This window comes from Arthrobacter sp. ASL1, from assembly GCF_056680475.1.
On sequence record NZ_CM155284.1, the window covers coordinates 3027692 to 3053596 of the forward strand.

Here is a 25905-nt window from a genome sequence, read left to right on the forward strand (position 1 = left end):
GACATAGAACCTATTCTCAATACAATTTATGTAACGATCTTCACGAAATGTCGGATTCGGTCAGGTGGGGCCATGGGCCACCTGTTCTCTGATTGACATCTCCCAATGGGGCGTGCGACGCTGTAACCGTTCTGTCCCCGAGGTGAGGAATCCCGTTGAAGTTCTCGGTCGTCATCGCCTAGTCCGGCGCCGTGACCGTCCGCGAAAACGCGGACATTCCTGGCGCTTTCGCCACCCAGGAGACCGGCATGCAGAACAACCACCCCATTTTTCTTGACCACTTGGCCTTTGCCTGGCCCGATGGGCGACGGGTCTTCGACGACCTCAGCGCAACCTTTGGGATCGGGGCCACGGGGCTCGTCGGATCCAACGGGACAGGGAAAACCGCATTGCTGCGCCTGATCGCCGGGGAGCTGACACCGGATGCGGGCACGCTGAGCGTGTCGTCACCGCCGGCCTACCTTGACCAAAAACCAGGCAGGGATCCCCGGCGAAGTGTCGCGTCCCTGCTGGGCGTAGCCGATCGACTCGCGGCCTTGCGCCGCATTCTGGGTGGGCAGACAGCTCGGCTGGAGGAGGACATGGCCACCGTCGGCGACGACTGGGAGCTCGAGGAACGCACCATCGCCTTGTTGTCTGGTTACGGTATGACGGATGCCGGCCCGGGTTTTCTCGACCGGACCGCGGGGACACTATCCGGAGGTGAGGCGATGGTCATCGCCCTGGCTGGCGTCGAATTGGCGGCGTGCCCGATCACGCTCCTTGACGAGCCCACCAACAACCTGGATCGGGAGGCTCGCGGTTGGTTGTACTCGGTCATCGAGCGATGGCGTGGGACCTTGCTGGTCGCGACCCACGACACGACGCTGCTGGGGCTCGTTGACGGGATTGCCGAAATGCGCCCCGTGGGCGTCCGGGCTGGGCTCCCCGGCTCAGTTGAGCTGCACTTCCATGGTGGCGGGTGGAGGCACTACCAGGAGGTCAAGGCCGCAGGGCGGGAGGCTGCCGAGCGCCGCGTGCGTGACGCCAGTGCCAAAAATGCTGTGGAACGACGTCAGCAGGTCGAAGCCGAGACGAAACTGGCCCGACGTGCCAAGCAAGGGCGCAAGGCGGCCGACAGCATGCCGAAGATCCTGGCTAATGAATTGCGCAAGCGCGCCCAGGAAACGGCCGGCCGGACTCGTCATTCCATGGCGGCCAGCAGTGACGCCGCGCGGGCCGAGCTCGACGCCGCCAAGGACGAGCTGCCACCTGATCTGTCGATCACCATTGACTTGCCTGCCACGAGGGTACCCTCCGGCCGGGAGCTGGTGCGCCATGTCGCGTCAGGGGGCGTGCAGTACGTGGTCACCGAGGAGGGGTTGGAACTGGTGCCCGGGCCAGGGCTGGTTATCCGGGGGCCCGAATGGATCGTCCTCGCCGGGCGCAACGGAGCCGGCAAGACGACCCTGCTTCGCGAGCTGGAACGCTCTGCGGCCGTACCGGTCGGCGTGCTGCGCCAGGATCTCGCCGCGGACGGTGGGGGGTGGCAAGGGCTGGATGCTTCGGCCTCGGTCCTGGAAAACGTGAGGGCGGCGGCACCGCAGACGCCGTTGGAGGAGATCAGGGCGCGGTTGGCCCACTTCCACTTCCGCGGCTCACGCGTCGGGCAGCCGGTGTCCCAGCTATCCGGCGGGGAAGTCTTCCGTGTTGCCTTGGCTCGAATCCTGCTGGCCGATCCGGCGCCGCAGCTGTTGCTCCTTGATGAGCCGACGAACAATCTTGATATCGAGACCGCGGAGCAACTGCTGGGAGCCTTGCGCGCCTACGCGGGTGGTCTGGTGGTTGTCAGCCACGACGAGGAATTCCTGGAACAACTGGGCAGGGAAAGCCCCCGAGCCCGCCGCTGGTGGGAGTTGCGGAGGGCAACTTCCGTCCCCTCCGCCGACTGGGAGGGATCGGGCTGATCGGCCGATGCGCTGAGGCGGCCCGGGTGCCGCTGGGGCACCCGGGCCCCACGGTCAGTGGGCTGCCCGAACCCGTGCCATCCGCGGCTCATGCGCGGGCGCATGGGCAATGGCCCGTGCTCCCACCTCAGCCAGGGCGATGATCCCGAACGCCACCAGCCCGTGCAGAATGCCGAGCGCCGGAGTCGAGAACGCAGCCAGCGCCAAGGCAATCTGGACCACGACGGCCACCACCACCCAGACGGCCCAGCGGATGCCGGCGCGGGCGATGAGCGCAACCACCAGGAGGGCCAGGGCCAGGATCGGGATGACATACATGCCGATCGTGCCATGGATCATGGCCGCAGCCGGTGGGCTGGAGACGTCTCCTCCGGATTCGAGCGTGTTGATGACGGTGAACGTCGTCCACGCGATCAAGGCCGCTTGGATGACGACGGCAGCCGCTATGACGTGGGCAAGGATCTTGTAGGTTTGCCGCATGATGGGTTTCCCTCCAACGGGAAGGGGGCGGATCCTGTGGGACCGTCCGGGAGTGGGCGCTATGCGCCCGGATCAAGTCGTCGGATGTAGGCCGACCACGACAGCTAACGCGGCGGCGGGAGCGGCCGGTGAAGTCACCCTAGACCCGGCCGGGCGGGTAGGCAATGTATTTACAAGAATTCCTTGCCGAATTCTTGTCATCCCCCGTGCCGTGCGCCCGGGATCACCTCGACGTCACGACCAGGCGGCTGCCAGCAGCTCGCCGAGCAACTCGTCGGGGTCCTGGTCGATGCCCCGGCCGGCGAACCAGGAACAGGCATTCCGGCAATCGCGCGCCAGCAGGTCGGCGCCCAGCGGATTCGCCGCCAAGTCGACCAGCTGTGGCAGGTCGATGACGACGAGCCGGGGTCCGGCGGCCAGGAGGTTGTAGGCGGAGAGATCGCCGTGGGCAAAGCCCAGCCGCGCAAAGCCGCGCATGGCCTCGACGAGCTGGTCGAAGTACGACTGCAGCAACACCGGCTCCGGCCGGGCCTGGTGGAGTCGCGGGGCCGCTGCGCCGGGACGCTCGGGATCCACGATGAATTCCATCAGGATCTCCGTCCCGTCGATCTGCACGGGATAGGGGACCGGGATTCCGGCCTCGTAGGCCCGGACCAGGTAGTCCCATTCGGCGTTGGCCCATTGTGCCGCTTCGACCTGGCGTCCGTAAGTGCTGCCATTCTTCATCGCGCGGGCGTCGCGTGTGCGCCGAACCGTGCGTCCTTCGGTGTAGATCGTGGAGCGGTGGAAGGATCGCTGGTCGGGGGTCCGGTAGCGTTTGGCCGCCAGGATGGATCGTCGTTCTGGGGTGGCCCGCTCGACGAGGAAGACGTCGGCTTCCTTGCCGGTCTTCAAGACGCCGAGTTCGGTGTCGATGGCGCCGGCATCCTCGATGACGAATTCAGGGTAGGGCTGCGGCCCGCGCATCAATTTCTCGATGCCGGGCCAGGTGGACCAGCGCTGGTCCGCGGAGAGGGCGTCATCGAGGATGTTCCAGTCGGCGGACCGTTCCTCCTGAGGACGAGGGCGACGGGGGTGGGGTAGTGGGTGGAATGTATCAGGGGCGTCGTGGTCGATGCGTGACGTCATGGTGTGGGGTACTCCCGGGGTGAGGATGCTGCATGGTCGGGGCGTGCGGTGCGATGCGGACCGTCATGATGACCTCCCGGGAGTTGGTGATGGTGGTTAGGCATGTTCATCAAACTACAGTGATCGGCAAAAGTCAATCACTTTCCAGGTAGCCCGCAAGGGCTTCATGTAAGCTGGATCCCAAATACTGACCGATCGTTCAGGAAGGACTTGTCGACGATGACAACGCAGACTGCCGAGCTCGTTCCCAGCTACATCCAGGATGCCTGGTGGACTCCGGAGGGCAGCGACGGTGCGACCGTGGTGCTTGACGCGAACACCGGCGAGGAGCTCGCCCTGGTCAGCGCCGACGGCCTCGACCTCGCCGCTGCCGTAGAGCATGGGCGGACCGTGGGCCACCGCGAACTCGGCCGGATGACCCTGCACGAACGGGCCCTGAGGCTCAAGGAAATGGCCCAATACCTCAACGAGCGCCGAGAGGAGCTCTACGAGATCTCCTACCGCACCGGGGCCACCAAGGTCGACAACATGGTCGACATCGACGGTGGGATCGGCGTCCTGTTCACCTTCTCCTCCAAGGGGAGGCGCGAACTGCCGAACTCCAACGTCATCCAGGACGGGCCAGCCGAGCCGTTGTCGCGAGACGGCTCCTTCCTCGGCGGCCACATCTACACCCGCATCCCCGGCGTTGCCGCCCAGATCAATGCCTTCAACTTCCCGGTGTGGGGCATGCTGGAGAAGTTCGCCCCGGCATTCATCGCCGGGGTCCCGACCATCGCCAAGCCGGCCACCCCCACCGGATACCTGTCCGCGGCCGTCGTGCGAATGCTCGTGGAATCGGGCCTGCTGCCCGCCGGTTCCCTGCAGCTGGTCTCCGGTTCGGCACGCACCCTGCTGGACGCCCTGGACTACCGTGACATGGTGTCCTTCACGGGGTCCGCCTCGACAGCGAACGCCCTGAAGTCGCACCCGAACGTCGTCGCCGGCGGCGTCCGCTTCACCGCCGAGACCGATTCGCTCAACGCGGCGATACTCGGCCCGGACGCCATTCCGGGAACTCCCGAATTCGACGCCTTCATCAAGTCGGTCACCACCGAGATGACCGTCAAGGCCGGCCAGAAGTGCACGGCCATCCGCCGGACCATCGTCCCCGAAGCACTCCGCGACGATGTCGTGGCCGCCGTGGGCGATCGGCTGGCGCGGCGGGTGGTCGTCGGTGATCCCCGTGCCGACGGGGTGACCATGGGAGCGCTCGCGTCGCTGGAACAGCTGCGCGACGTTCGGGGCGCCGTCGAGGCCATGCTGGCCGCCGGCGGGGAACTGGCCTACGGAACACTGGACGCACCCGTCGTTCGCACCGCATCGGGCGAGGAACGCGAGGTCGCGGAAGGCGCCTTCATGTCGCCGGTCCTGCTGACCTGGGCGGACGCGGACGCCGAATCCGTCCATTCACTCGAGGCCTTTGGCCCGGTGACCAGCGTGCTCGGCTATACCGACCTGGATGACGCGATCCGCCTCGCCGCCCGCGGCGCCGGTTCCCTGGTGGCCACCGTCTGCACCAACGACGGCGACACCGCGCGGGAGCTGACCACGGGCATCGCCGGATATCACGGACGCGTGCACATCCTCAACAGGGAAACAGCCCGCACCTCCACAGGACATGGTTCGCCGGTTCCGCACTTGGTCCACGGCGGCCCCGGCCGCGCCGGTGGAGGCGAGGAACTCGGCGGCATCCGCTCGGTCATGCACCACATGCAGCGCACCGCCCTCCAGGGCTCGCCCAACCTGCTCACCGCAGTCACCGGCGTCTGGCACACCGGTGCCGACAGGGTCATCGCCGGTGCCGCCGAATTCGGCGCGGTGGAGGATGCCATCCATCCGTTCCGCAAGTCCCTGGCCGAGCTGCACATCGGCGATGCCTTTGCCTCCCCGCTGCGCGAGGTCACCCTGCAGGACATCACGGACTTCGCGAATACCACCGGCGATACCTTCTATGCCCACACCGACGCAGCGGCGGCAGCGGCGAACCCGTTCTTCCCCGGCATCGTCGCCCACGGCTACCTGCTGGTCTCGTGGGCCGCAGGCTTGTTCGTCCAGCCCGCACCGGGGCCGGTCCTGGCGAACTACGGGTTGGAGAGCCTGCGGTTCATCACCCCGGTTCCCGCGGGGGACAAGATCCGGGTCACCCTCACCGCAAAGAAGATCACACCGCGTGTGACCGACGAGTACGGCGAAGTAGCCTGGGGCGCGATCATCCACAACCAGGACAATGAAATAGTCGCCACCTACGATGTCCTGACCCTGGTGGAGAAGGAAGACGCCACCTACAGGAACTGGACCTCGTAGCGGAACACCACCGACGAGAAATGGAGGACCTGCCCACCGGCAGATCCTCCTTCAAGTTGTGCGCCAAGCGATCCGCTTTCGTGCGGGTCAGTACGCCTTGACGCGCTGCTCGACGATCAGGTGGATCAGTGCGAAGCGTCCCTCGTTGTCGATGGCGGACAGCGCCGCCTCAAGCGCAGCCGGCACATCGGCGTCGTTCTCCACACGGACCCCGAAGCCGCCGAAGGCCTGCGCCATGATCGCGAAGTCGGGGTTCTGCAGCTGCGTGCCGGAGATGCGCTCGGGGTAGTCGCGTTCCTGGTGCGTGCGGATCGTTCCGTATTCCTGGTTGTCCATCACGATGACCAGCGGGGTCGCCCCGTATTGGGTGGCTGTGGCCAGCTCCTGGCCGTTCATGAGGAATTCGCCGTCGCCGGCGATGGTCACCACACGACGCCCTGGCGTGGCCAGCGACGCGGCAACGGCCGAGGGGATCGAGTAGCCCATCGAGCCGTTGCGGGCGCTGATCATCGAGGCGTAGCCGTTGGTCGGGAAATAGCGGTGCGCCCAGTTGGTGTGCTCGCCGGCACCGAAGGTGACCATGGCATCCTCGGGCAGCGATGCGACGAGGTGGGCCATGAGCGTGGCCATCTTGGCCTGGCCGTCACCGGGGGTGGCGTCGGGCAGTGCGGCGAACTTCTCCTGCTCCGCGCGCATGCGCTGGGTCCACTCGTGCCAGGAATCCTTCACGGGGAGGTCCATGCGGACCAGATCGCGGACGAAGACATCCGGCTTGGCGACGATCTGGTGGGAGACGGGCCCGGAACGGCCGCGCAGTGACGGGTCGATGGTGACCAGGAAGTTCTTCTTGTCCCAGTTCTGCCGGATGGCGAACCCGTCGGTGATCACGTCGCCGGGGACCGTGCCGACGAAGACCAGCAGGTCGGTCTCCTCCAGCAGGTCGTAGGTCGGCTTGGGCCGGCCATAGCCGATGGGCCCGACGTAGGAGGGGGAGTTGAACGGCACCGTGCCCTCGCAACGCCACTCGGCGGCGGCCGGGAGGTCATGCTCCTCCAACCAGGTGGTGAACGCACGGGCACCCTCGGCGCTCCAGTCGTTGCCGCCGAAGATGAACAGCGGCTTGTCCGCCTCCTTCAGCGCATCGTGCAGGGACTTCCAGTCGGTGACGGTCATGCCGCCGCTGGCCACCGGGATCCTCGGATGGACCTCGGCCGGGATCTGGCGCTTGATGATGTCCTCGGGCAGGCCCACGACGACGGGGCCAGGGCGGCCGGACATGGCGGCGAACATGGCCTCGGCGACGACCTCGGAAGCGCGTTCGGCGTGATCCAGGATCATCACGCGCTTGGCGTTGGTGCCGAACCAGGCCTTCGGGTCGAACTCCTGGAAGGCCTCCTTTTCGCGGTGCTCGAAGGGGATGAGTCCCACGAAGAGGACCATTGGCGTGGAGTCCTGCCACGCGGTGTGCAGGCCGACGTGGGCGTTGGCGGCGCCCGGGCCGCGGGTGACCATGGCGATGCCCGGCAGCTGGTTCATCTTGCCGTCGGCCTCGGCCATGTAGGCAGCGCCACCCTCGTGGCGGCAGACCACTGTGTCGATGGGGGAGTGGTGCAGGCCATCGAGGACGTCGAGGTAACTCTCGCCCGGGACGACGTAGGTGCGTTCCACCCCGTGTGCCACCAGCGTGTCCACGATGACGTGGCCAGCGGACTTGGTGGTTGGTCCGGCCGCGTCCTGGGCCGGGCTGCTGTCCTGCCCTGCGGGCTCGGTCTGGGTGGTTGTCACGGGGTGACCTCTTTCGCCGTTGAAATGGGTGTCACGGAACGACGCGGGCGCCCTGGAGGGGCCTCGGCATCATTGCCTGCTGAAGGCCAAATTACAGGACGGGCGGCGGCGACCCCAGAACGGGGGACACGTTGCCGTCATGTGTGCGATGCCGGTCACGTTCACTTGACCGGGTCGTGCGGAGCCCCCGCCACCCTAGGATGGTTCGGTGAACGGAAAACGGAAGGACCCGGCGGGCACGCGGCCACGCGCGGTCCTCCGCCCGTGGACCACGGATCGTGCCGACGTGCAGGCCGTGCTCCGCGCGTTCGCGGCACCCGGCATGGCTGGACAGACCCGCGCCTCCATCGCCTCCCTGGATGACGCCCGCGCCTGGCTTGCCCCGGTGGTTCCCGACCCGTCCGATGCGGCACCGCGATCCGTGGCCTTCGCCATCGACCTGGACGGGACGGCGGTGGGCCATGTGATGGTCTCCGCCATCGAACGGCGCCATCTCACCGGGTGGGTCTCGTACTGGGTGGCATCGTCGGCCCGCGGCCGGGGGCTGGCCTCTGCGGGAACCGCAGCGCTCGCCCGGTACTGCTTCGCGGAACGTGGACTCTTTCGGCTGGAACTGGGCCATCGGGTCAACAACCCCGCGTCCGGGCGGGTCGCCGCGGCGGCGGGGTTCACGCAGGAGGGCATCGAGCGGCAGAAGTTGCGCTACCAGGACGACGTCGGCACCTGGCATCGGTTCGACACGGCGCTCTGGGCCCGGCTGGCAACGGACCCCGCTCCCGACATCCTGGCGTTGGACATCCGCCCGGCCTGAACCGATGGGCTGCTCTGGCGCATCCGTCAGGTCGCGTCCCCCAGACCAGCTGCCACGAAGATCCGCCCGTAGATCCCGCGGATGACGTCTTCCTTGCGGGCGTTGTAGTCCATCACGGTTCCGCCCGCATCATTGGTCACCGCTGCGGCCACTTCCTTCTCCGCCCGGTACAGCACCCGGTCTTCCGGATGGCCGCGGAGCCAGTCGCGGAACATCCGGTGCCGGACCGTCTCGGGGCAGCCGGGACCAAAGACATGGAGATTGGCCGCGGGTGCGTCGAACCGGAAACAGCGGTGCTCGTGCCACCCGGGTTCCCGGACGACCAGGACGAACCCGGCGCCCTCCAGGGCGCTGCGGTAGGCGGATTCGTCGGCGGGGTCTGCGACGGTCAGGTCGATGTCGACCACCGGTTTGGCGGCCAGCCCGGGAACGGAGGTGGAACCGACGTGTTCCAGGTCCAGGACCACCGGACCGAGCGCCTTGCGGATCCGCCCCGCCAGCGTCATGAAGCGCCCGGTCCAGGCCGGATCGTGGTCGACGATGACCACCGGGCCAGGCGTGGGGCCTCCGGCAAGCCAGATGGCATCGTCCGGATCGTCGTCGTGGTGTTTCATGATTTCGTCGTCGGCGGGCATGGAGACCATGCTAACCAGTGGCCGCTTCGGCCAAGGATCCGGCCCGAAGCCTACGCCTCCTGGTAGGGGCTCGGCGGGTACTCCGTCGAGCCCTCCTGAGTTGCCTCGGCCGGGAGCTGGCGCCAGGACCACCAGCCGAAGAGGGACGCGCCGAACTGCAGGACCAGGACCGCCAGGGTGGCGAAGGCCGGCTGGTTGCCGAAGTAAACGATGACCTGGGCCACGGCCGAGGCGGCGATGACCAGCCAGGCCCAGCGCAGGCCATTGGCCACACCGACCAGGCCCGCGGGGACCAGCGCCGAGAAGACGAGCGACAGCCAGAAGCTGGCCGGGATGCTCCCCAGGTCCAACCCGCTGAAGATCGTGGGCAGGGCGGAGGAGAAGGCGATGAGCACGGTGATCACGAACCCCCACACCAGGGCCGACGCGGTGAAGGGCTTGACCTCGACGACGCGGCCGAATTTGCCCCGCAGCCGGTACTTGCTGAAGCGCCACAGCCCGTAGGCCGGGACCAGCAGGTAGGGGACCGCCTTGAAAAGGCCATCGAATCCGAACTGCAGGGCGATCACCAGCGGGCCGGCGAAGACGGCCAGGATCTGGATCCACCAGCCGAGGTCGTTGCGGCGGGCCAGCAGCAACAGGGCGATCCCGGTCAGGAGCACACCCAGGGAGTCCAGCGCCACGATCGTCGCGGTGTCGGTGCCCAGGGGCTGGTTGAACAGGGATTGGAAGAGCTGGTCCACGAAAGGCTGCCTATCGAACGGATGCGTGCATGCGTGGGCCACGGGCCACACGGAAGGGAACCCATCGATCGTACCGCCGCGCCGTCGTCGTCCTCGAATCCGCTACCGGCCGGTCGCGGCACAGCGGCCGGGCGGTCAGGCGCGCAGCCCGTCCAGCATCATGGCGATGGCGTTGTCCTCCACCTGCTGCGGGGTGGACGGCCCGTCGGGGCGGTACCACTCGACCAGGGAGTTGATGGTGCCGAACATCAGGCGAGTGGTCGTCCGCGGGTCGATGTCAGCGCGCAGCGAGCCCTCATGCTGGGCGGCGACGACGAGATCGGCGAGTAGGTGGTCGACGGCACGGCGGCGCTCCAGCGCGTGGCGTTCGATCTCCGTATTGCCGCGCAGCCGCAGCAGCAGGGTCACATAGGGCTGGCGGTCGACCAGGACCCGGATGGTGGAGCGCAACACGAATTCCAGGCGGGCAGCGGCCGTGCCGCTGGTCGCGCGGGGGTCCTCGCCGAGGGCTTCCAGCGGCACCAGGGCCTCGTCCAGGGCCTTGTCCAGCAGGTCCCCCTTGGAGGGGACGTGGTGGTAGATCGCCGATTTGCTGATGCCCAGGTTGTCGGCCAGCGTCCCCATGGACGTCGCGTCGTAGCCGTGCTTGTTGAAGACCTGCACGGCGATGGACAGGACGGATTCCTGGTCGTGGCCGGGGCGGCCACGTTTGGCCCCTGCGGGCTTGCTGGCGATGGTGGACATCGAACGATCCTACTTGTCGCGCAGGTCGTAGATGCGCCGCAGCTTGCCGAGGGAGCGCGGCAGGGACTCCGGGTCCACGACGTCGATCCGGCAGCTGGAGCCGACGTTGATCTTGATGGCCTTCTGCAGCTCGGCGGCCGCGGCGATGGCCCGGTCCGACGTGCAGTCCGCGCGCCGTTCGATCTTCACGGCTAGCTCGTCCATACGGCCCGGACGGGTGATCTCCAGCTGGAAGTGCGGGGAGAGGCCGGCGACCTTCAGCGCCAGCTCCTCGATCTGGCTGGGGAACAGATTCACCCCGCGCAGGATGATCATGTCGTCGCTGCGCCCGGTGATGCGTCCCATGCGCCGGTGGCCCGGGCGGGCGGTGCCCGGCAGCAGGCGCGTGAGGTCGTGGGTGCGGTAGCGGATGATCGGCAGCGCCTGCTTGGTCAGCGAGGTGAACACCAGCTCGCCGGGTTCGCCGTCGCGCAGTGCCTTCGACGGGTCGAACGCGTCGATGATCTCCGGGCGGAAATGGTCCTCCCAGATGTGGCTGCCATCCTTGGTCTGGTTGGACTCCCCGGCGACCCCCGGGCCCATGACCTCGCTCAGGCCATAGATGTCGCAGGCGTCGACGTCGAACATGACCTCTAGCTCGTGGCGCATCTCCTCGGTCCACGGCTCGGCCCCGAGCACGGCGACCTTCAGCGAGGTCGAGCGCGGGTCGATGCCGGCCCGCTGCATGGCGTCGCCGATGGTCAGCAGGTAGGTCGGGGTGCACAGGATCGCGTCGGGGGCGAAGTCCTGGATCAGGGTGATCTGCTTCTCGGTCTGGCCACCGGACATCGGGATGACCGTGGTGCCCAGGTGTTCGGCGGCGGCGTGGGCGCCGAGGCCGCCGGTGAACAAGCCATACCCGTAGGCGTTGTGGACCTTCCAACCGGGCTTCACTCCGGACAGGCGTAGGCAGCGCGCCCCCAGCTTCGCCCAGTCGTCCAGGTCGGACTGTGTATAGCCGACCACGGTGGCGCGGCCGGTCGTCCCGGAGGAGGCGTGGATGCGGGCGACCTGCTGCTGGGGGACGGCGAACATGCCAAACGGGTACGTCTTGCGCAGGTCCTCCTTCTCGGTGAAGGGGAACTTCGCCAGGTCGGCAAGTTCCTTCAGGTCGGTGGGGTGCACACCGGCGGCGTCGTACTTCTCCCGGTAGAGGGGGACGCGGTCGTAGGCGTAGGCCACGGTCTCCTGGAGCCGGGTGAGCTGCAGCGACTCGATCTGGTCGCGGCTCATCGTCTCCTCGGGATCCAGGGGGTTGGGGAGTTCGGTTTCGGCGGCTGTCTGCGTCATGGCTGGCCCTTTGGTGATTGCAGGTCTGGGATGGAACGGTACGACGCCGGTGGCTGGTATCCGGCGCCGGCTACCTAGCGCTTGGGGACGGTGCGCGACCGGCCGCGGAACTCGGCGACGATCTCCTCGCCGCCATCCGGAGTGGTCTGGCGGATCTGGATGTCGTAGATGCCGCTACGGCCGGACTGTTGGCGACGGGTGGCCTCCGCCGTGAGGATCCGGCCCGGTATGCCCGGGCGGATGAAGTTGATGTCAACGCCGGAGGCGACGGTGATCGTCTCATCGGAACCCTCGGACGGATTGCAGGCCATGGCGAACGCGGTGTCGCCGAGGGCGAAGATCATGCCACCATGGCCGATCCCGAAGCCGTTGAGCATCTCGGGGCGCAGGGTCATCGTGATGGTGGCCTCGCCGTCCGCGACGTGCTGGACTTCGATGCCCAACCAGGCGGCGGTGTTGTCATTGACCAGGACGGCATGCCGCGGCGGGGTGCCCGCGTTCGCCGTTTCGACGTCGGTGTCGGTCATGCTGGGGCTCCATCCCACGAATTACTGAACGTTCATTAGGTAATCCTGAATTGTGATTCAAGTCAAGCCATGACCGGACTGTGAAGGTGGAAGAAGGCGCTGAAAACGACCTGCCGGGTGCTGTCCGGTGACACGGAGGCGTTGACTAGTGGTGGGGATGCTCAGCGGAGCTGCGGCCAAGGGTCGACGGGCTCAGCGAATCGCGGCATGGCGAATTCGACCCCCGCGCGGCGGGTCCTTTCCTCCAACCAGTCCAGCGACGTCTCGACGTCATCCAGCGGCCGGGGCAAGGGGCGCAGGGGACGGTGGAGGCCCCGGGCGAAGTTGTCCCAGTGCACGGGGACAACGCGTCGGGCGCCGACTGCTTCGACCGTCTCCCGCCAGTAGTCTTCCCGGAAGGGGGCAGACTGTCTTCCGAGCGCTCCGATGCCAAGGTAGACGGTATCGGCTGGGTGGCCTTCGAGGGCGCCGGGGATGAAGCCGGCGCTGGCGTGGATCAACACGGTCCTGCCCCTGTGTTCCACGAAAAGGGAATAGCACTCACCGGTCCGGTAATCCCCGGCTTTGCCCGGCGGAGGCAGCGGCGCGGAGATCGTTCCCGGCATGAGGTCGCCCGGGCTGTGTGCAGAGCGCACAGCCGTGAGCTTGAACTCCCCGAACTGCAGGGGGTGGCCTTCCTGGACGGCCAGGAAACGTTCCTGGGGGAAGTGCTCACCCCGGGAAATCTGCCGGGTCGATTCGGAACCGAGTAGCCAGGCGCCGGTCGCTTGTGCGACCGAGGCGGAGTCGAGTGCATGATCGTAATGGGAGTGGACCACGAAGACGGCGTCGAGTCGGTCGATGCCTGCCAGGCGCAGTGCTGCCTTGATCCGTCGCGGATTTGGGGGAATCCTTCCGACGGCGGCGCGCAGGATGCCGGGTCTCGAGAAGAACCCGTCGGTCAGGATCGATGTATTGCCGTCGCGGAGCAGGACGGTCGACACACCCAGGAACACCGCGCGGACAGCGCCGTCATCCGCCGGTTCGGCGAGGGGTTCTATGGCTCCTGACCAGCGGCTGATATCCGGGGTACGGAGGCCCTCTCGGAGCAGCGTGCGCATGCCGGTGCCCGTGGGGAACGACCGGGGTTCCTTGCCGCGTCTCACAGGTCCCTGACCAGGGAACGGCCCACGGTCCGGCCGGTGAAGATGCAGCCTCCCAGGAACGTGCCCTCGAGCGCGTTGTAGCCGTGGGCGCCACCGCCGCCGAATCCGGCGGCCTCGCCGGCAGCAAAGAGACCGGGGATCGGTTGGCCGTTCATGCCCAGGGCGCGGCCGTCCAGGTCGGTTTGTATCCCCCCGAGCGTCTTCCGGGTGACGATCCACAGCCTCACCGCAATCAGTGGGCCGTGCGTGGAATCGAGGATGCGATGTGGTTTGGCGGTACGCGTCAGCCGGTCGCCGAGATATCGTCGGCTGTTGCGCACGCCCATCGTCTGCGCGTCCTTGGAGAAGTGGTTCACCATCTCGTTGTCCCGGGCCTGGATCTGCCGCCTGATCGCTTCATGGTCGAGCAGCTGGTCGCCCGTGAGGTCGTTCATGCCCTGCACGAGTTCCGGGAGCGTGTCGGCGACGATGAAGTCCTCGCCGTGCTCCTTGAAGGCTTCCACCGGGCCGGGTGCCGAGCGGCCGAGCCGTGAACGCAGCATCAGTCGGATGTCCCTATTGGTGATGTCGGGGTTCTGTTCTGACCCGGAAAGCGCGAATTCCTTCTTGATGATCGTCTGATCGAGAATGAACCAGGAGTAGTCGTATTCGGCGATGTCCGGCGTCGTACGCAGCAGTTTCAGGGTGCCCAGCGTGTCGTAGCCGGGGAGTCCCGGGGCCGGGAGCTGCCGGCCGCGTGCATCGAGCCAGATCGACGAGGGCCCCGGGAGGATGCGGATTGCGTGGTCTGGCCAGACGGGGTTCCAGTTCTGCACGCCCTCCGTGTAGTGCCACATCCGATCCCGGTTCACCAGGCGGACGCCCTGTTCGGTGGCAATGTCGAGCATCCGCCCGTCGACGTGTTCGGGGACCCCGGTGATCATCTTCTGCGGAGGGGTTCCCAGCCGTTCAGGCCACCATTTCCGGACCTGTTCGTGGTTGCCGCCGATCCCGCCGCTGGCGATCACGACCGCTTCGGCGTGCAGCTCGAACTCTCCGGTCGGCTGGCGGTTGGAGGGTGCCCCACGGCGGGCGGTGTCGGCAGCGAGAACCGTGCCGCGGACACCCGTCACGTGGCCGCCCTCGAAAATGAGCTGGTCGACACGGTGCCGGAAGCGGAACGTCACGAGTCCGGTCTCGGCTGCCGCACGGATCTTGTCGGCAAACGGTTCGGAGATACCGGTGCCGGTTCCCCAGGGGACATGGAAGCGCGGGACGGAGTTGCCGTGTCCGCCGAGGGTCAGGTCGCCGCGCTCTGCCCAGCCCACCATTGGTGTGAATTTGACGCCCTGCTCCTCAAGCCAAGGGCGCTTGTCACTGGCGGCGAACTCGACATAGGCACGCCCCCACTGTGTTGCCCATTCGTCCTCTGGATGCTCCCCTTCGGTGCGGTCCCATGCGGCGGAGCCTTGCCAGTCCTGCCAAGCCAGCTCAAAGGAATCCTTGACGCCGAGACGCCGCTGCATCGGCGTATCGACCATGAAGATTCCGCCGAACGACCAAAATGCCTGTCCCCCAAGGTTCGCGGCGTTCTCTTGCTCGACGATGAGAACCCGCTTTCCCGCGTTGACCAGCTCGTTGCTGGCAACGAGCCCAGCGAGCCCTGCACCGATGACGATGACATCCGCGTCCATCTGCTTCCTTTCGCCGACAGTCGGGAACGACCAACTGTCCGATACACGATGTATTCAGTACACTTTGTATCCAACGTCAAGGACTACGAAAAGGCAATGACTACCGGGATGTTGTTTTACGGTAAGGGGGCGCACGTACCCGCGGAGGGCAAGCGAGGCAGAAGGAGCACTCATGGTGGCAGATGTCGGCAGGCGCGATGTCGGTGTTCCGCGACGGCGGAGCGAGACTCGGGCCCGCTTGGTCGCTGCGGGGCGGGCGCTGCTTCTCGAACGGGGGCTTGCCCAGGTGACAGTTGACGCCATCGTGGAGCGTGCTGGATTTACGCGGGGCGCGTTCTACTCCAACTTCCCTTCGATGAACGAGCTGGTCTTTGCGCTCTATGCCGACCATTCCGACTCACTGGTCGGCAGGCTCGAGGAGGGCGGGCACCGAATCGCGGCGGCGCAGGAACCACTGACCGTCCAGCAAGCCGTGGATCGGGTGATGACTTCGCTGCCTTTCGATGTCGAATGGCTCAGGATCCGCGTGGCGTTGGCCGCGCAAGCCAGCCGCGAAGTCGACCTGGGAGAGAGGTTCATTCAACACGAAGCAGATTTTCGCGCCACCCTCCAGCCGGTCCTGCTCCGAGTAGTCGCCCAGGCCGGGCGTCGTCTGACCATCGATGGCGCGACCTTCACACGGGCGATGATCGCCGCCCACGACGGGATACTTGCCAACAGCTTCACCGACCCGGAAGCGCGCCGGCTGCGGGTGATCCTCTGCAGCGCCGTCCTTGACGGCCTGACCGTGGCGGTGGATTGACCGGACCGTGCCGACATCTGCTCGACGTGGTCCTGCCCACGGACCGAGTGCATGGCAGCGAGGTGGATGCCGCTTCCTTGCCCGACCCGCCGTTGTCAGCGTTTCGCGGCAACCACGTGCTGCCACTCCAACCACGCGTCGATCTCTGCGAGCAGCGCATCGCGCCGCGCCTCGGTGAGGAATGCCGAACGGACCGAGTTCGCTGCCAGCCTGGCCAGCGTAGCGGCGTCGAATGCGAAGGTGCTGGTCAGGCGTGCGACGTTGTCGTCCAGGTAACCGCCGAAATATGACGGATCGTCCGAATGCACCGAGATGTTCAGGCCGCGCTTGAGCATTTCCGGCAGCGGGTGGGCGGCGAGATCCGTGACTGCGCGGAGCCTGACATTGGAGAGCGGGCAGACGGTCAGGGGCACCTGGTCGGCGACCAGGCGCTGCACGAGATCATCATCCTCCATGGCCCGGATCCCGTGGTCGATCCGCGCTACCTTGAGGATGTCCAGGGCCTCGATGATGTAGCCGGGTGGGCCTTCCTCACCGGCGTGGGCCACGCATTTCAGGCCGGCCGCGTGAGCCCGCTCGAAGACCGCAGCAAAGTTCGACGGCGGATGCCCTACTTCCGCCGAATCCAGCCCGATGCCGATGATGGGGGCGTCCATGGCCAGCAGCTCGTCGAGGACCTGCAACGCGTCAGCTGCCGGCTGGTCCCGCAGGAACGCGGCGAGCAGCGCCGTGGAGATGCCGAAGTCCGTGGTGCTGGTGGACAACGCCCGGGCCACGCCGCCGATGCTCGTGGCCAGGTCCACTCCGCGCGCCAGATGAGCCTGCGGGTCGATGAAGATCTCCGCGTGACGCACCCCGGCAGCCGCGGCGCGACGCAGATAGGCCCTGGTCATCGTGGCGAAGTCGTCCTCGGTGACCAGTACCGCCATATTGGCGTAGTACAAGTCCAGGAACGATTGCAGGTCGGTGAATTCGTAGCGGGCCCGCAGGTCGGCCAGATCGCGGTACGGCAACTGGACGCCGTTGCGGGCAGCGAGCTCGAAGATCAGCTCCGGCTCCAGCGTGCCTTCGATGTGCAGGTGGAGTTCCGCTACCGGCAGCATCGGAGACGGGGGCGACGGGACGGGCGAGCCGGACATGGGGAAGGGCCTTTCGGAGGGAAAAGTCCTCCCATGATGCCAGATGCCGGCGCGGCTCCCCGAACCCCGCCGGCCTCCAGCCCTGGCACACCTATATCCGTTCGGTGGCCCCCAGCGCGTCGAGGGCGAAGGCGTAGTCCCAGGCCCGGTCCTTCCACGCCTCGTACCGGCCGGAAGCGCCGCCGTGGCCCCCGTCCATCTCGATCTTCAGCAAAATGGGCTCGGATCCGGTGGTGACTTCGCGGAGGCGTTGCACCCATTTGGCCGGCTCAACGTAGAGCACGCGGGTGTCGTTGAGGCTCGTGACGGCGGCGATGCGCGGGTAGGGCACAGCGGAGATGTTCTCGTAGGGGGTGTAGGACTTCATGTACCCGTACACGTCGGCGTCGGTGATCGGGTTGCCCCACTCCTCCCACTCCAGCGCCGACAGGGGCAGGTCCGGGTCCAGGATGCTGGTCAGCGCGTCGACGAACGGGACCTGGGCGATGATCGCGGTGTAGAGCTGCGGGGCCAGGTTGGCTACGGCGCCCATGAGGAGTCCACCTGCCGATCCGCCCATGGCAACGACCCGCGTGGGATCGGCCCACCCGGTGGCCACGACGTGCTCGGTGGCAGTGACGAAGTCGCTGAAGGAGTTCTTCTTGGCCAGCTTCTTGCCGTCGTCGTACCAGTGGCGTCCGAGCTCGCCACCGCCGCGCACGTGGGCGATGACGAAGACGACGCCGCGGTCCAGCAGCGACAGTCGCGGGATCGAGAAGCCCGGGTCCATGCTCATCTCGTAGCTGCCGTACCCGTAGACGAGCGCCGGGTTGGTGCCGTCGCGCTCCACACCGCGGCGGCGGATGACCGAGAGCGGGATGCGGGTCCCGTCCGCAGCGGTGGCCCACTCACGCTCCGCGAGGTAGGCGCCGGCGTCGTACCCGCCCTTGACCGGGGTCTCCTTGCGCAGCGACAGTGCGCCGGTGGCCAGGGTGTAGTCGTAGACGCGCGGGGGCACCAGGAAGCTGGTGTAGGCCAGGCGGATGACGGGGGAGTCGAATTCGGCGCCGGCAAGCGAGCAGGTGTAGAGCTCCTCGTCGAAGGCCGGTTCGACGACGGGCGCCTGTGCGTCGGTGCCCAGGCCGGCCAGCGGGAGGACCTGGATGCGCTCGATGGTGTCCTGGCGGACGGAGACGACCGCGTGGGTGGCGGTGACGGCGGTGCCCTCGATCTTCACGTCCTCGCGGTGGGGGAAGACGGTGGCCCATTGCTGGTCGGCCAGCGGCTTGGTGAACTCGTCGGCACGGACCAGGGAGACCATGTTGTTCACGGCGCCGCGGTTGTGGGTGAGCAGGTAGGCGCGCTCGCCGTCGGCCATGACCGGGTCCATGCCGTGCAGGATGTGTGCCTCGCGGCCGAGCAGGAGCCGGGGTGCGGCCAGCGGGTCGACGAGGTCCAGTGTGTGCGTCTCGGAGAATTCGGAGTTGCCGATGGAGATCATCAGTTCGCGGCGGTCGGGGGAGAGGTCGAAGCCCATCCACATGCCCGGGTCGTCCTCCTGGAGCACGACGGCGTCCTGGGCCGGATCCTGCCCGAGGGTGTGGGACTTGATCTGGTACGGACGCCACGAATCGTCCACGACCGTGTAGAAGATGCGGGTGCCATCCGGGGAGAAGGCCAAACCGTAGAAGACGTTCTCGATGACGTCTGGCAGCAGTTCACCGGTGGTGAGGTCCTTGATGCGCAGCGTGAAGCGCTCGTCGCCGGCGTTATCCACCGCGTAGGCGAGCAGGTTGCCGTCCTCGGTGACGGCCATGCCGCCGATGGAGAAAAAGGGCTGGCCCTCGGCCTCGGCGTTGCCGTCGAGCAACACCTGTTCTCCCTCGAACGGCCGGCCGGGCTCGATGACCGGTGGCGTCCAATCGGCGACGGGATCGCCGGTGTCGGTGGCGGCGACCCGACACTGGACGGCGTACTGCTGGCCTTCGGCGGTCCGGGCGAAGTACCACCAACCCCGTTTGCGGGCCGGCACGGAGAGGTCGGTCTCCTCGGTGCGTTCCTTGATTTCGGCGAAGATCGTCTCCCGGAGCCCCTGCTGGCCGGCGGTCACTGCCTCGGTGAAGGAATTCTCCGTCTCGAGGTGGGCGAGGACCTCCGGGTTCTCCTTCTCGCGCAGCCATTCGTAGTCGTCGACGAACGTGTCTCCGTGGTGGGTGCGCTCCACGGGGCGCTTGGCGGCGACGGGCGGCTGCTGGGATGTGGGGGATTCGCTCATGGGAACCATTCAACGCCATGCGCGGTCCCCGCCGCCGGGTGTTCGCCAGCGGCGTGTTCGGCATGGAGTCAGGTGAGCGTCCGCCGAACCAGGTCGAGGAGTGTGACGAGGACCGATAATGAACCTATGGCGTAGCCGATGGACAGCGCCGCCCGGGCCAGAACACGTCCACGGCCGCCACGCTCACGGATTTGGCCGAGCGCGATGTGCCCTGCACCGACGGCGAAGACGGCCACGAGGGTGACGCCGGTGAAGATCAGCGCCACGAGGCAAACGGCGGCCAGGGCCAACGAGACCACCGACCACTTGTTGATGGCCGTAGTCAGCCGCGACGGTTCCTGCGAGACGTCTGCGATCACGTGGATTCCCCTATCGTCGCGTGTTCCCCGGAGCCTAGCCGAGCCTTCAGGGCATGGCTAGGACGTCTGGAACCCGCCACTGCTGTGCAGGAGCTGGCCGTTGATCCATGAACCTGCGTCGGAGAACAGGAAGCGGACCAGATCGGCGGTGTCCTTCGGCTGGCCCAGCCGGCCGGCCGGGGTGGCCCGGGCCATTTCCTCGCGGAGCCCATCATCCATCCACCCCGTGTCGATCGGCCCAGGATTGATGAGATTGGATCGCACGCCTCGATCCGCAAGCTCGATGGCCGCGGCTACGACGAGGCGGTCCAACGCCCCCTTGCTAGCCCCGTAGGGCAGGTTCTCCGCCGTATGGTCGCTGGTGAGGGCGACAATCCTGCCGTTCACGGTGCCGGCTGGGGCTGTTGCCGGAAGCTGCTCGGCGAACGCCTTGATGAGCAGCCACGAGGCGCGGGCGTTGACGGCGAAATGCAGGTCCCAACTGTCCACGTCGGTGGTCAGGATCGAGCTGTCCACCGATTCGCAGTGGGACAGCACGAGCCCGTCGACCCGCCGGCCCGCCGGGTGGGTGCCGATCAACTGAGCGGGAAGCGCGGGATCACCGAGGTCCCCCGGTGCCAGCGTGACCTCGGCACCCGCGTCCCGGCATGCTGCCGCCACGGCTTGCGGATCGTCGTCACCCCGGTCAAGGTTCAGGCGCTCGTCGTAGGGCTGCCAGAAGTTCAGGACCAGATCCCATCCATCCGCGGCGAGCCCCACGGCAATGGTGGAGGCGATCGAACGACGACGACCGACGCCGGTGACTACCGCAAGCGGCCGCTGCTGGGAAGGTGACATGGGATCGAGACTAGCGAACCGTCGTCGCGCAGTCAGCGTCTCCCGGTGGGAACCGGTCAATGTCAAGGCCTATCGCCGATCCGGCACGGGCGGGGAGGACCGTCAGGAGGCGGCAACCGCGCGCCGGAATGAGGCCAGGTCGCCCCATGCATCCGGTTCATCATGAGGATGCTCCTCATGGACGGTTTAGCTGGCATCCACTTCAGCTGGGCGGTGGCGAGCCAACAAGGCCGTGAGGGCTCGGTCCACGAACACCGAATCCTGGGTCCCGAAGAGCTTGCGGGCGGCCTCGAGGAGGTCCGCGTCAACCGTGGTGCTCAAACGTATGTGTGCCATGCCACGAATATGCCATGTCGGTCGCGCAGGGGGTAGGCGCAGCCGTCCGCCGGTTCCCTGCCATGTTGCGATGCCCGGTAGTCTTCCTCCATGATCGGCACATCGAGCACCACCGGGGATGCGGTGGCGGCATGAGACCGCTGCCATCAGAGGCGCGGGTCATCGCCGCTGCCGAAGCGCTCGCGGGCATGCTGGGCGGGAACCCGAACCACTCCGTCGCGGCGGCCGTGATGGACGCCTCCGGATCCATCCATGAGGCCGTGAACGTCCACCATTTCACCGGTGGTCCCTGCGCCGAAGTCGTCGCGCTCGGGGCGGCCGCAGCTGCCCATGCAGGACCGTTGCTGGCCATCGCCGCGGCCGGCGACGGCGGACGCTGCCTGATTCCGCCATGTGGCCGATGCCGACAGGTCCTACTGGATCTGCACCCGGATATCCTGGTCGCCGTCCCGGACGACAGCGGCCCCAGCATGCAACCGATCCGGAAGCTGCTGCCGTGGGCCTACCGCCATCCGGATGCGGACGCCATCCGGGTCGTGCGGTTCAATCAGCGCTATTTCGACGCGGTCGCAAGTGGCGAAAAGACAACGACGATTCGGTGGGATGACCCGATCGACTTGGGGCCAGCGGTGTTCGTCTTCGAGGACCATCAGGACACCCCGGTGCTGGAGGGAGAGGTGACGTCGGTCGAGCGCCACCCCCTGGCAGCGCTCACGCCCGTACAAGCCAGACTCGGTCCTGACGGTGATCTCGACCGTCTGAAGGCCGGACTTCGCGGGCACTACCCCGAGATGCCGGACGACGCACTCGTCGACGTTGTCTCATTTGAAATCCGGAAGTTCAAGTGATGCGGCAGTATCGGGTGCTTGCCGGATTGGGCAGTCGTGGGGTGTCTTTCCCATGATCGGACGGCTTCCCGCGGGAATTGAAGCCGTTGTATTCGACGTCGGGGAGACGCTGATCGATGAAACACGGGCGTGGACCGAATGCGCCCATGAGGTTGGGGTCACGCCCTTCACCCTCATGGCGGCACTAGGAGCCTTGATCGATCGGCGTCGTGATCATCGTGAGGTATGGCCGATGTTGGGGGTGGCTCCACCCGCGACCGGTTCGCGGATCTGGCCCGAAGACCTCTATCCCGATGCCCTGCCGTGTCTGGCCGCGGCAGCGGCGGCAGGCTACGTCGTCGGCATTGCAGGAAACCAGCCAGGCGGTGCCGAGTGGGTCTTGGCACGTCTGGGCATGGACGTGGAATTTGTCGCCTCGTCGGCCCAGTGGGGCGCGGCGAAACCATCTCCGGCCTTTTTTCAACGCGTCGTCGACGACGCGGGAGTCGCCGCCGGATCGATCGCGTACGTCGGTGATCGGTTGGACAACGACGTGCTGCCTGCGCGGGCTGCCGGCATGTTCACGGTCTTCGTACGCCGGGGCCCTTGGGGTTTGCTGCATGCGGGGTGGCCCGAGGCAGTGGACGCCGATCTCCGTGTTGATGGTCTGAATGAACTCGCGACGTACTTTCGGGGTGGCCATGCATGAGCCGGGGACAACCGGGACGAGCAGGGGTCCATTGGGCTCGAGCGACGACACGACCGCGTATTCGGAACCTGCAGCTGACGGATCGGCACCGTCCTACCGCTGAGGCGTCAGCGTCCGGGTGTACTGCACCTTGCCATTGGCGTTGATGAGCTTGACGGTGAACTCCGAGCCGTCGCCGGCCACGTCGACGTGGCCGAAGTACTGGTGCTCGCCGGAGCGCGGGGATCCCAGGGGAGGCCCGGCCTGCTGGAAGTCGACCCGCGGGCCGAACGTCAGGTCCAGCTCGTTGGGCCCGAACGACCCGGCATTGATCGGCCCGGCCACGAACTCCCAGAACGGGGTGAAGTTGCGGAAGGCCGCCCGCTCGGGGGAGTAGTGGTGGGCGGCGCAATAATGCACGTCCCCGGTCAGGAACACGACGTTCTTGATCCGGTGCTTCTTGATCGCGGAGAGCAGCCGGGCCAGCTCGAGCTCACGCCCCAACGGCTTGCCGTGGTCGGCGTTGGAAATCGACTCCTGCCCCTTGCCGTCGGGCACGATCAGCCCCAGGGGCAGGTCGTTGCCGATGACCTTCCACGTGGCACGCGAGGAGCGCAGCGAGCGGATCAGCCACTGCAGCTGCTCCTCGCCCAGGATCCGGGTCTGCTCCGTTTCCTTGCCGTCGGTGTTCGGTGACTTGTGCGAGCGCATGTCCAGCGCGAACAGGTCCAGGTGCGGACCGCGTTCGACGTGCCGGTAGATGCGGGCCGGTTCGAACCCGGTGCCCGGGCGCAGGGCCCGCCGATCGACAATCGGCATGTACTCCTGCCAGGCGCGGCGTCCGCGGGCGGCGAGGGTGTCGACGTCGCGCACCGTGTACTTCGGATCCTCGAGGATCTCGCCCGGGTACCAGTTGTTGGTGGTCTCGTGATCGTCCCACTGGGCGATCACCGGCACCTCGGAGTACATGGCGCGCAGGTTCGCATCCATCATGTTGTAGCGGTGGCGGCCGCGGTACTCGTTCAGCGTCTCGGCGATCTTGGAGACCTCCTCGGTGACGACGTTGCGCCAGATGGTGCCGTCCGGCTCCTTCATCTGGGCGGCGATCGGCCCGTCGGCATAGATCGTGTCACCCGAGTGCAGGAAGAAGTCCGGTTCCGTGGCGTGCATGGCGGCATACCCACGCATCCCGCCGATCTCCTCGTTGATGCCGTACCCCTGTCCGGCGGTGTCCGCGGTCCACACGAAGCTCTGCGGCCCGGACTCCTGCCACCGCCCGTGGCCGCGCGCCGGTGCCGTATTGAAGGAGCCCTGTCCGATCTCGCTGCGCCGTCCGTGCTCGTCCTCGAAATAGAGTTCGACGGCGAAGCGGGCTCCCGCCGGCAACTTCCTTGCGTCGATCTTGGCGGTGAAGTCCGTGGCGGCACTGGCCTGGGAACCACGGAGGTGCAGGGTGCGGCCGTGGCGTCCAAGCATTCGCCTCCCGTCGGCATCGAGCAGCCGCAGTGCCGCGTGCAGCCGACCCGGTCCCGAAGCCCGCGACCAGAGCACTGCGGAGTCAGTGGACACGTCTCCCATCGAGATTCCGGACGGCAGGGTGAGCCGCCGCGCCGCCAACGGCACGGCTGCCGGGCGCAGGGCGGCCACCGCGGGAGGCGCTGACAACGAGGTGGCGGCCAGCGCCGAGACGGCAGCGGCCCCCTTGAGCAGGGTGCGGCGGGCGGGCTGGGTGCTGTTCGGGTCCATGGGTTCAGCCAAGCGCATACGAACGACGGGCAGGTGGCCCGCAGGTGAACCAGGGCCGAACTCAGCAGGGGTGGCAGGATGGGGACATGGCCACCGACGACGCTGCCCCGACCCGTACCAACCCCGCGATTGCCGCCTGGGAGTCGGTCCTGGCCTATGCACCGCGGTTCCTCGAACACCTGCGCGCCTTCGGCCGCCAGCCCGGTTTCCAGGTCGCGGTCGCCGTCGATGGAAAACTCGTGGGGACCTGCAGCGGGGGATTCGCCGACGTTGCCGCGGCGACCCCGATGGACGATGGCCACCAGTTCCGCATTGCCTCGCACTCCAAGATGTTCACGGCCACCGCCATCCTGCAGTTGGCAGAGGCAAGGAGGCTCACGCTGGAGGACGCGCTCGCCGACCACCTGCCGGAACTGGCCGGCACCGACGCCGGCGGGGTGACCATTGGGGAACTGCTGTCCCATTCCTCGGGGCTGACCCGGGACGGCACCGACTCCGACTTCTGGGCCCTCGGCCGCCCGTTCCCCGACCGCCCCACCCTGCTGGAGACCGCAGCCCATGGCCGGGTCATCGCCCGGCACGAGCACTTCAAGTACACGAACATCGGCTACGGGTTGCTCGGCCTGGTCATCGAGGCGGCCAGCGGGCAGGACTACCGCGGCTACACCCGTGATCACCTGATTGGACCGCTCGAATTGCGCCAGACGGGGCCCGATTTGGACTCCGGTTCCGGGAGGTTGGCCACCGGGTACGGCTCCCTCACCGTGGCCGGCGCGCCCTACACGCTGGAACAGCGCACCGAGATCGAACATATCGACACCGGCGCGCTGAGCTCAGCGACCGGCTTCTACGCCACGGCGAAAGATGTGGTCCGCTTTCTGTCCGCCCTGCTTCCGGAAGGGGCGGGACGATCGGGGACGGGCACAGTGCTGGGCGAACATTCCAAGCGCCGCATGCAACGCAAGGTCGAGCCCTCCGGTGCCGCCGGACGGCACTACGGGCTGGGGCTGATCCTGCAGGACGTGCACGGCCAGCCGACCTTCGGCCACAGCGGCGGCTACCCCGGGCACATCACCCGCAGCTGGGCCCTGCCGGAGACCGGCGCGGCGCTCAGCGTCCTCACCAACGCCATCGACGGCCCGGCAACGTCGTGGGGCGAGCAGCTCATCGCGTTGGCGGCCCTGGCCGCCCGGGAGGCACCGTCGTCTTACTCCGGGATGTCACCGGCGGAGCTGTCCCGGTTCACCGGGCGCTTTGCCGGGCTGTGGGGCGTGCAGGACATCGTCGAGCTGGGTGGGAAGCTCTACAGCCTGGATGTGGGCGGCCCGCCTGACCCGGAGACGATCGAGCCGCTGGAGGTCCTCGACGGCTCGCGGCTGGGCTCGCGGGACCCCAATGGGTTCTCCGGTTACGGTGAGGAGCTCGTCTTCGAGTTCGACGACGCCGGCGCCGCAGCCTTCCGCGGGCCGGGCGGGATGCGCATGGTCCGGCAGGCGGACTACGTGGTGCCGGCCCAGCTGCCCAGCCCGGCAGGCTGACCGGGCGGACCCCCCATCCGTGGAAGGATCTACCACGCGCCGCTGAATACTCCCTGTGAGGCGGCGCACGATGCTCTATTGTCTAAG

23 protein-coding genes are annotated in these 25905 nt (G+C 67.2%); 7 read left to right on the forward strand and 16 right to left on the reverse strand.

The genetic code is table 11. The features are described 5' to 3' along the window. Positions 1-248 precede the first annotated feature (248 nt). Positions 249-1946, forward strand: coding sequence for an ATP-binding cassette domain-containing protein (locus AC1MEQ_RS14330; RefSeq protein WP_479791639.1), 1698 nt, complete (start codon positions 249-251; stop codon positions 1944-1946). Positions 1947-2000: 54 nt separating this feature from the next. Here the strand turns inward: AC1MEQ_RS14330 and AC1MEQ_RS14335 are convergent, their stop codons facing one another. Continuing rightward, complete coding sequence (locus AC1MEQ_RS14335; protein WP_479791640.1) at positions 2001-2426, reverse strand: hypothetical protein; 426 nt, start codon at positions 2424-2426, stop codon at positions 2001-2003. Between the two features lie 234 nt (positions 2427-2660). Beyond that, the gene (locus tag AC1MEQ_RS14340) at positions 2661-3554 is read right to left on the reverse strand and encodes a serine protein kinase RIO (protein ID WP_479791641.1); all 894 of its coding nucleotides are present in this window, start codon (positions 3552-3554) and stop codon (positions 2661-2663) included. Positions 3555-3773: 219 nt separating this feature from the next. Here AC1MEQ_RS14340 and paaZ point away from each other — a divergent pair, with 219 nt between their 5' ends. Beyond that, entirely contained in the window at positions 3774-5900 is a 2127-nt protein-coding gene (paaZ, locus tag AC1MEQ_RS14345) for a phenylacetic acid degradation bifunctional protein PaaZ (RefSeq protein ID WP_479791642.1), read from the forward strand. An 87-nt stretch (positions 5901-5987) separates the two neighbouring features. Here the strand turns inward: paaZ and AC1MEQ_RS14350 are convergent, their stop codons facing one another. Continuing rightward, positions 5988-7592 (reverse strand): thiamine pyrophosphate-dependent enzyme, encoded by a 1605-nt coding sequence (locus AC1MEQ_RS14350; protein ID WP_479796144.1) that lies wholly within the window; start codon positions 7590-7592, stop codon positions 5988-5990. Positions 7593-7893: 301 nt separating this feature from the next. Between AC1MEQ_RS14350 and AC1MEQ_RS14355 the strand changes: the two genes are divergently transcribed. Next, a complete protein-coding gene (locus AC1MEQ_RS14355; protein WP_479791643.1) occupies positions 7894-8496 on the forward strand; it encodes a GNAT family N-acetyltransferase in 603 nt (200 codons plus the stop codon). A gap of 26 nt (positions 8497-8522) precedes the next feature. Here AC1MEQ_RS14355 and AC1MEQ_RS14360 read toward each other — a convergent pair whose 3' ends face one another. The 7 genes from AC1MEQ_RS14360 to AC1MEQ_RS14390 form a co-directional block, all read right to left on the reverse strand. After that, the gene (locus tag AC1MEQ_RS14360) at positions 8523-9131 is read right to left on the reverse strand and encodes a GrpB family protein (protein ID WP_479791644.1); all 609 of its coding nucleotides are present in this window, start codon (positions 9129-9131) and stop codon (positions 8523-8525) included. Positions 9132-9181: 50 nt separating this feature from the next. Beyond that, complete coding sequence (locus tag AC1MEQ_RS14365; RefSeq protein WP_479791645.1) at positions 9182-9874, reverse strand: nicotinamide mononucleotide transporter; 693 nt, start codon at positions 9872-9874, stop codon at positions 9182-9184. Positions 9875-10009: 135 nt separating this feature from the next. Further along, positions 10010-10618, reverse strand: coding sequence for a TetR/AcrR family transcriptional regulator (locus tag AC1MEQ_RS14370; protein ID WP_479791646.1), 609 nt, complete (start codon positions 10616-10618; stop codon positions 10010-10012). 9 nt (positions 10619-10627) lie between these two features. Next, positions 10628-11947: an AMP-binding protein gene (locus tag AC1MEQ_RS14375; RefSeq protein ID WP_479791647.1), complete on the reverse strand. Its 1320-nt coding sequence runs from the start codon at positions 11945-11947 to the stop codon at positions 10628-10630. 74 nt (positions 11948-12021) lie between these two features. Further along, positions 12022-12474 carry a hydroxyphenylacetyl-CoA thioesterase PaaI gene (paaI, locus tag AC1MEQ_RS14380; RefSeq protein ID WP_479791648.1) on the reverse strand — a complete coding sequence of 151 codons (453 nt, stop codon included), beginning with the start codon at positions 12472-12474 and terminating at the stop codon, positions 12022-12024. Between the two features lie 161 nt (positions 12475-12635). Then, positions 12636-13574 (reverse strand): MBL fold metallo-hydrolase, encoded by a 939-nt coding sequence (locus AC1MEQ_RS14385; RefSeq protein ID WP_479791649.1) that lies wholly within the window; start codon positions 13572-13574, stop codon positions 12636-12638. 41 nt (positions 13575-13615) lie between these two features. Further along, a complete protein-coding gene (locus AC1MEQ_RS14390; protein ID WP_479791650.1) occupies positions 13616-15292 on the reverse strand; it encodes an FAD-binding dehydrogenase in 1677 nt (558 codons plus the stop codon). A gap of 172 nt (positions 15293-15464) precedes the next feature. Here AC1MEQ_RS14390 and AC1MEQ_RS14395 point away from each other — a divergent pair, with 172 nt between their 5' ends. Further along, a complete protein-coding gene (locus AC1MEQ_RS14395) occupies positions 15465-16094 on the forward strand; it encodes a TetR/AcrR family transcriptional regulator (RefSeq protein ID WP_479791651.1) in 630 nt (209 codons plus the stop codon). A gap of 95 nt (positions 16095-16189) precedes the next feature. Here AC1MEQ_RS14395 and AC1MEQ_RS14400 read toward each other — a convergent pair whose 3' ends face one another. The 5 genes from AC1MEQ_RS14400 to AC1MEQ_RS14420 all read right to left on the reverse strand — a co-directional run bounded on the left by AC1MEQ_RS14400 (position 16190) and on the right by AC1MEQ_RS14420 (position 21019). Further along, on the reverse strand, positions 16190-17233 hold the full coding sequence (locus AC1MEQ_RS14400) for an adenosine deaminase (protein WP_479791652.1): 1044 nt from the start codon (positions 17231-17233) through the stop codon (positions 16190-16192). A gap of 91 nt (positions 17234-17324) precedes the next feature. Then, positions 17325-19487 (reverse strand): S9 family peptidase, encoded by a 2163-nt coding sequence (locus AC1MEQ_RS14405; RefSeq protein ID WP_479791653.1) that lies wholly within the window; start codon positions 19485-19487, stop codon positions 17325-17327. Positions 19488-19555: 68 nt separating this feature from the next. Continuing rightward, a complete protein-coding gene (locus AC1MEQ_RS14410; RefSeq protein ID WP_479791654.1) occupies positions 19556-19846 on the reverse strand; it encodes a DUF4190 domain-containing protein in 291 nt (96 codons plus the stop codon). Positions 19847-19903: 57 nt separating this feature from the next. Beyond that, positions 19904-20683: an SDR family oxidoreductase gene (locus AC1MEQ_RS14415; RefSeq protein ID WP_479791655.1), complete on the reverse strand. Its 780-nt coding sequence runs from the start codon at positions 20681-20683 to the stop codon at positions 19904-19906. 186 nt (positions 20684-20869) lie between these two features. Beyond that, positions 20870-21019 carry a hypothetical protein gene (locus AC1MEQ_RS14420; RefSeq protein ID WP_479791656.1) on the reverse strand — a complete coding sequence of 50 codons (150 nt, stop codon included), beginning with the start codon at positions 21017-21019 and terminating at the stop codon, positions 20870-20872. A 131-nt stretch (positions 21020-21150) separates the two neighbouring features. Between AC1MEQ_RS14420 and AC1MEQ_RS14425 the strand changes: the two genes are divergently transcribed. Both AC1MEQ_RS14425 and AC1MEQ_RS14430 read left to right on the forward strand, forming a co-directional pair. Beyond that, positions 21151-21867: an ASCH domain-containing protein gene (locus AC1MEQ_RS14425; RefSeq protein ID WP_479791657.1), complete on the forward strand. Its 717-nt coding sequence runs from the start codon at positions 21151-21153 to the stop codon at positions 21865-21867. Further along, a complete protein-coding gene (locus AC1MEQ_RS14430) occupies positions 21845-22555 on the forward strand; it encodes an HAD family hydrolase (RefSeq protein ID WP_479791658.1) in 711 nt (236 codons plus the stop codon). The genes AC1MEQ_RS14425 and AC1MEQ_RS14430 overlap by 23 nt, the downstream gene beginning before the upstream one ends. A gap of 93 nt (positions 22556-22648) precedes the next feature. On the opposite strand, the gene AC1MEQ_RS14435 is transcribed toward AC1MEQ_RS14430, so the two are convergent. Next, on the reverse strand, positions 22649-24280 hold the full coding sequence (locus tag AC1MEQ_RS14435) for an alkaline phosphatase D family protein (protein WP_479791659.1): 1632 nt from the start codon (positions 24278-24280) through the stop codon (positions 22649-22651). Between the two features lie 86 nt (positions 24281-24366). On the opposite strand from AC1MEQ_RS14435, the gene AC1MEQ_RS14440 reads away from it, so the two are divergent. Further along, positions 24367-25818, forward strand: a complete 1452-nt coding sequence (locus AC1MEQ_RS14440) for a serine hydrolase domain-containing protein (protein WP_479791660.1) — start codon at positions 24367-24369, stop codon at positions 25816-25818. Positions 25819-25905 lie beyond the last annotated feature (87 nt).

What these genes read in the sequence shown, in the direction of transcription:
- AC1MEQ_RS14330 (WP_479791639.1), top strand. Translation starts at nt 249, where the DNA reads ATGCAGAACAACCACCCCATTTTTCTTGACCACTTGGCCTTTGCCTGG.
- AC1MEQ_RS14335 (WP_479791640.1), bottom strand. Translation starts at nt 2,426, where the DNA reads ATGCGGCAAACCTACAAGATCCTTGCCCACGTCATAGCGGCTGCCGTC.
- AC1MEQ_RS14340 (WP_479791641.1), bottom strand. Translation starts at nt 3,554, where the DNA reads ATGACGTCACGCATCGACCACGACGCCCCTGATACATTCCACCCACTA.
- paaZ (WP_479791642.1), top strand. Translation starts at nt 3,774, where the DNA reads ATGACAACGCAGACTGCCGAGCTCGTTCCCAGCTACATCCAGGATGCC.
- AC1MEQ_RS14360 (WP_479791644.1), bottom strand. Translation starts at nt 9,131, where the DNA reads ATGCCCGCCGACGACGAAATCATGAAACACCACGACGACGATCCGGAC.
- AC1MEQ_RS14370 (WP_479791646.1), bottom strand. Translation starts at nt 10,618, where the DNA reads ATGTCCACCATCGCCAGCAAGCCCGCAGGGGCCAAACGTGGCCGCCCC.
- AC1MEQ_RS14375 (WP_479791647.1), bottom strand. Translation starts at nt 11,947, where the DNA reads ATGACGCAGACAGCCGCCGAAACCGAACTCCCCAACCCCCTGGATCCC.
- paaI (WP_479791648.1), bottom strand. Translation starts at nt 12,474, where the DNA reads ATGACCGACACCGACGTCGAAACGGCGAACGCGGGCACCCCGCCGCGG.
- AC1MEQ_RS14385 (WP_479791649.1), bottom strand. Translation starts at nt 13,574, where the DNA reads ATGCGCACGCTGCTCCGAGAGGGCCTCCGTACCCCGGATATCAGCCGC.
- AC1MEQ_RS14390 (WP_479791650.1), bottom strand. Translation starts at nt 15,292, where the DNA reads ATGGACGCGGATGTCATCGTCATCGGTGCAGGGCTCGCTGGGCTCGTT.
- AC1MEQ_RS14395 (WP_479791651.1), top strand. Translation starts at nt 15,465, where the DNA reads ATGGTGGCAGATGTCGGCAGGCGCGATGTCGGTGTTCCGCGACGGCGG.
- AC1MEQ_RS14400 (WP_479791652.1), bottom strand. Translation starts at nt 17,233, where the DNA reads ATGTCCGGCTCGCCCGTCCCGTCGCCCCCGTCTCCGATGCTGCCGGTA.
- AC1MEQ_RS14405 (WP_479791653.1), bottom strand. Translation starts at nt 19,487, where the DNA reads ATGAGCGAATCCCCCACATCCCAGCAGCCGCCCGTCGCCGCCAAGCGC.
- AC1MEQ_RS14415 (WP_479791655.1), bottom strand. Translation starts at nt 20,683, where the DNA reads ATGTCACCTTCCCAGCAGCGGCCGCTTGCGGTAGTCACCGGCGTCGGT.
- AC1MEQ_RS14420 (WP_479791656.1), bottom strand. Translation starts at nt 21,019, where the DNA reads ATGGCACACATACGTTTGAGCACCACGGTTGACGCGGACCTCCTCGAG.
- AC1MEQ_RS14425 (WP_479791657.1), top strand. Translation starts at nt 21,151, where the DNA reads ATGAGACCGCTGCCATCAGAGGCGCGGGTCATCGCCGCTGCCGAAGCG.
- AC1MEQ_RS14435 (WP_479791659.1), bottom strand. Translation starts at nt 24,280, where the DNA reads ATGGACCCGAACAGCACCCAGCCCGCCCGCCGCACCCTGCTCAAGGGG.
- AC1MEQ_RS14440 (WP_479791660.1), top strand. Translation starts at nt 24,367, where the DNA reads ATGGCCACCGACGACGCTGCCCCGACCCGTACCAACCCCGCGATTGCC.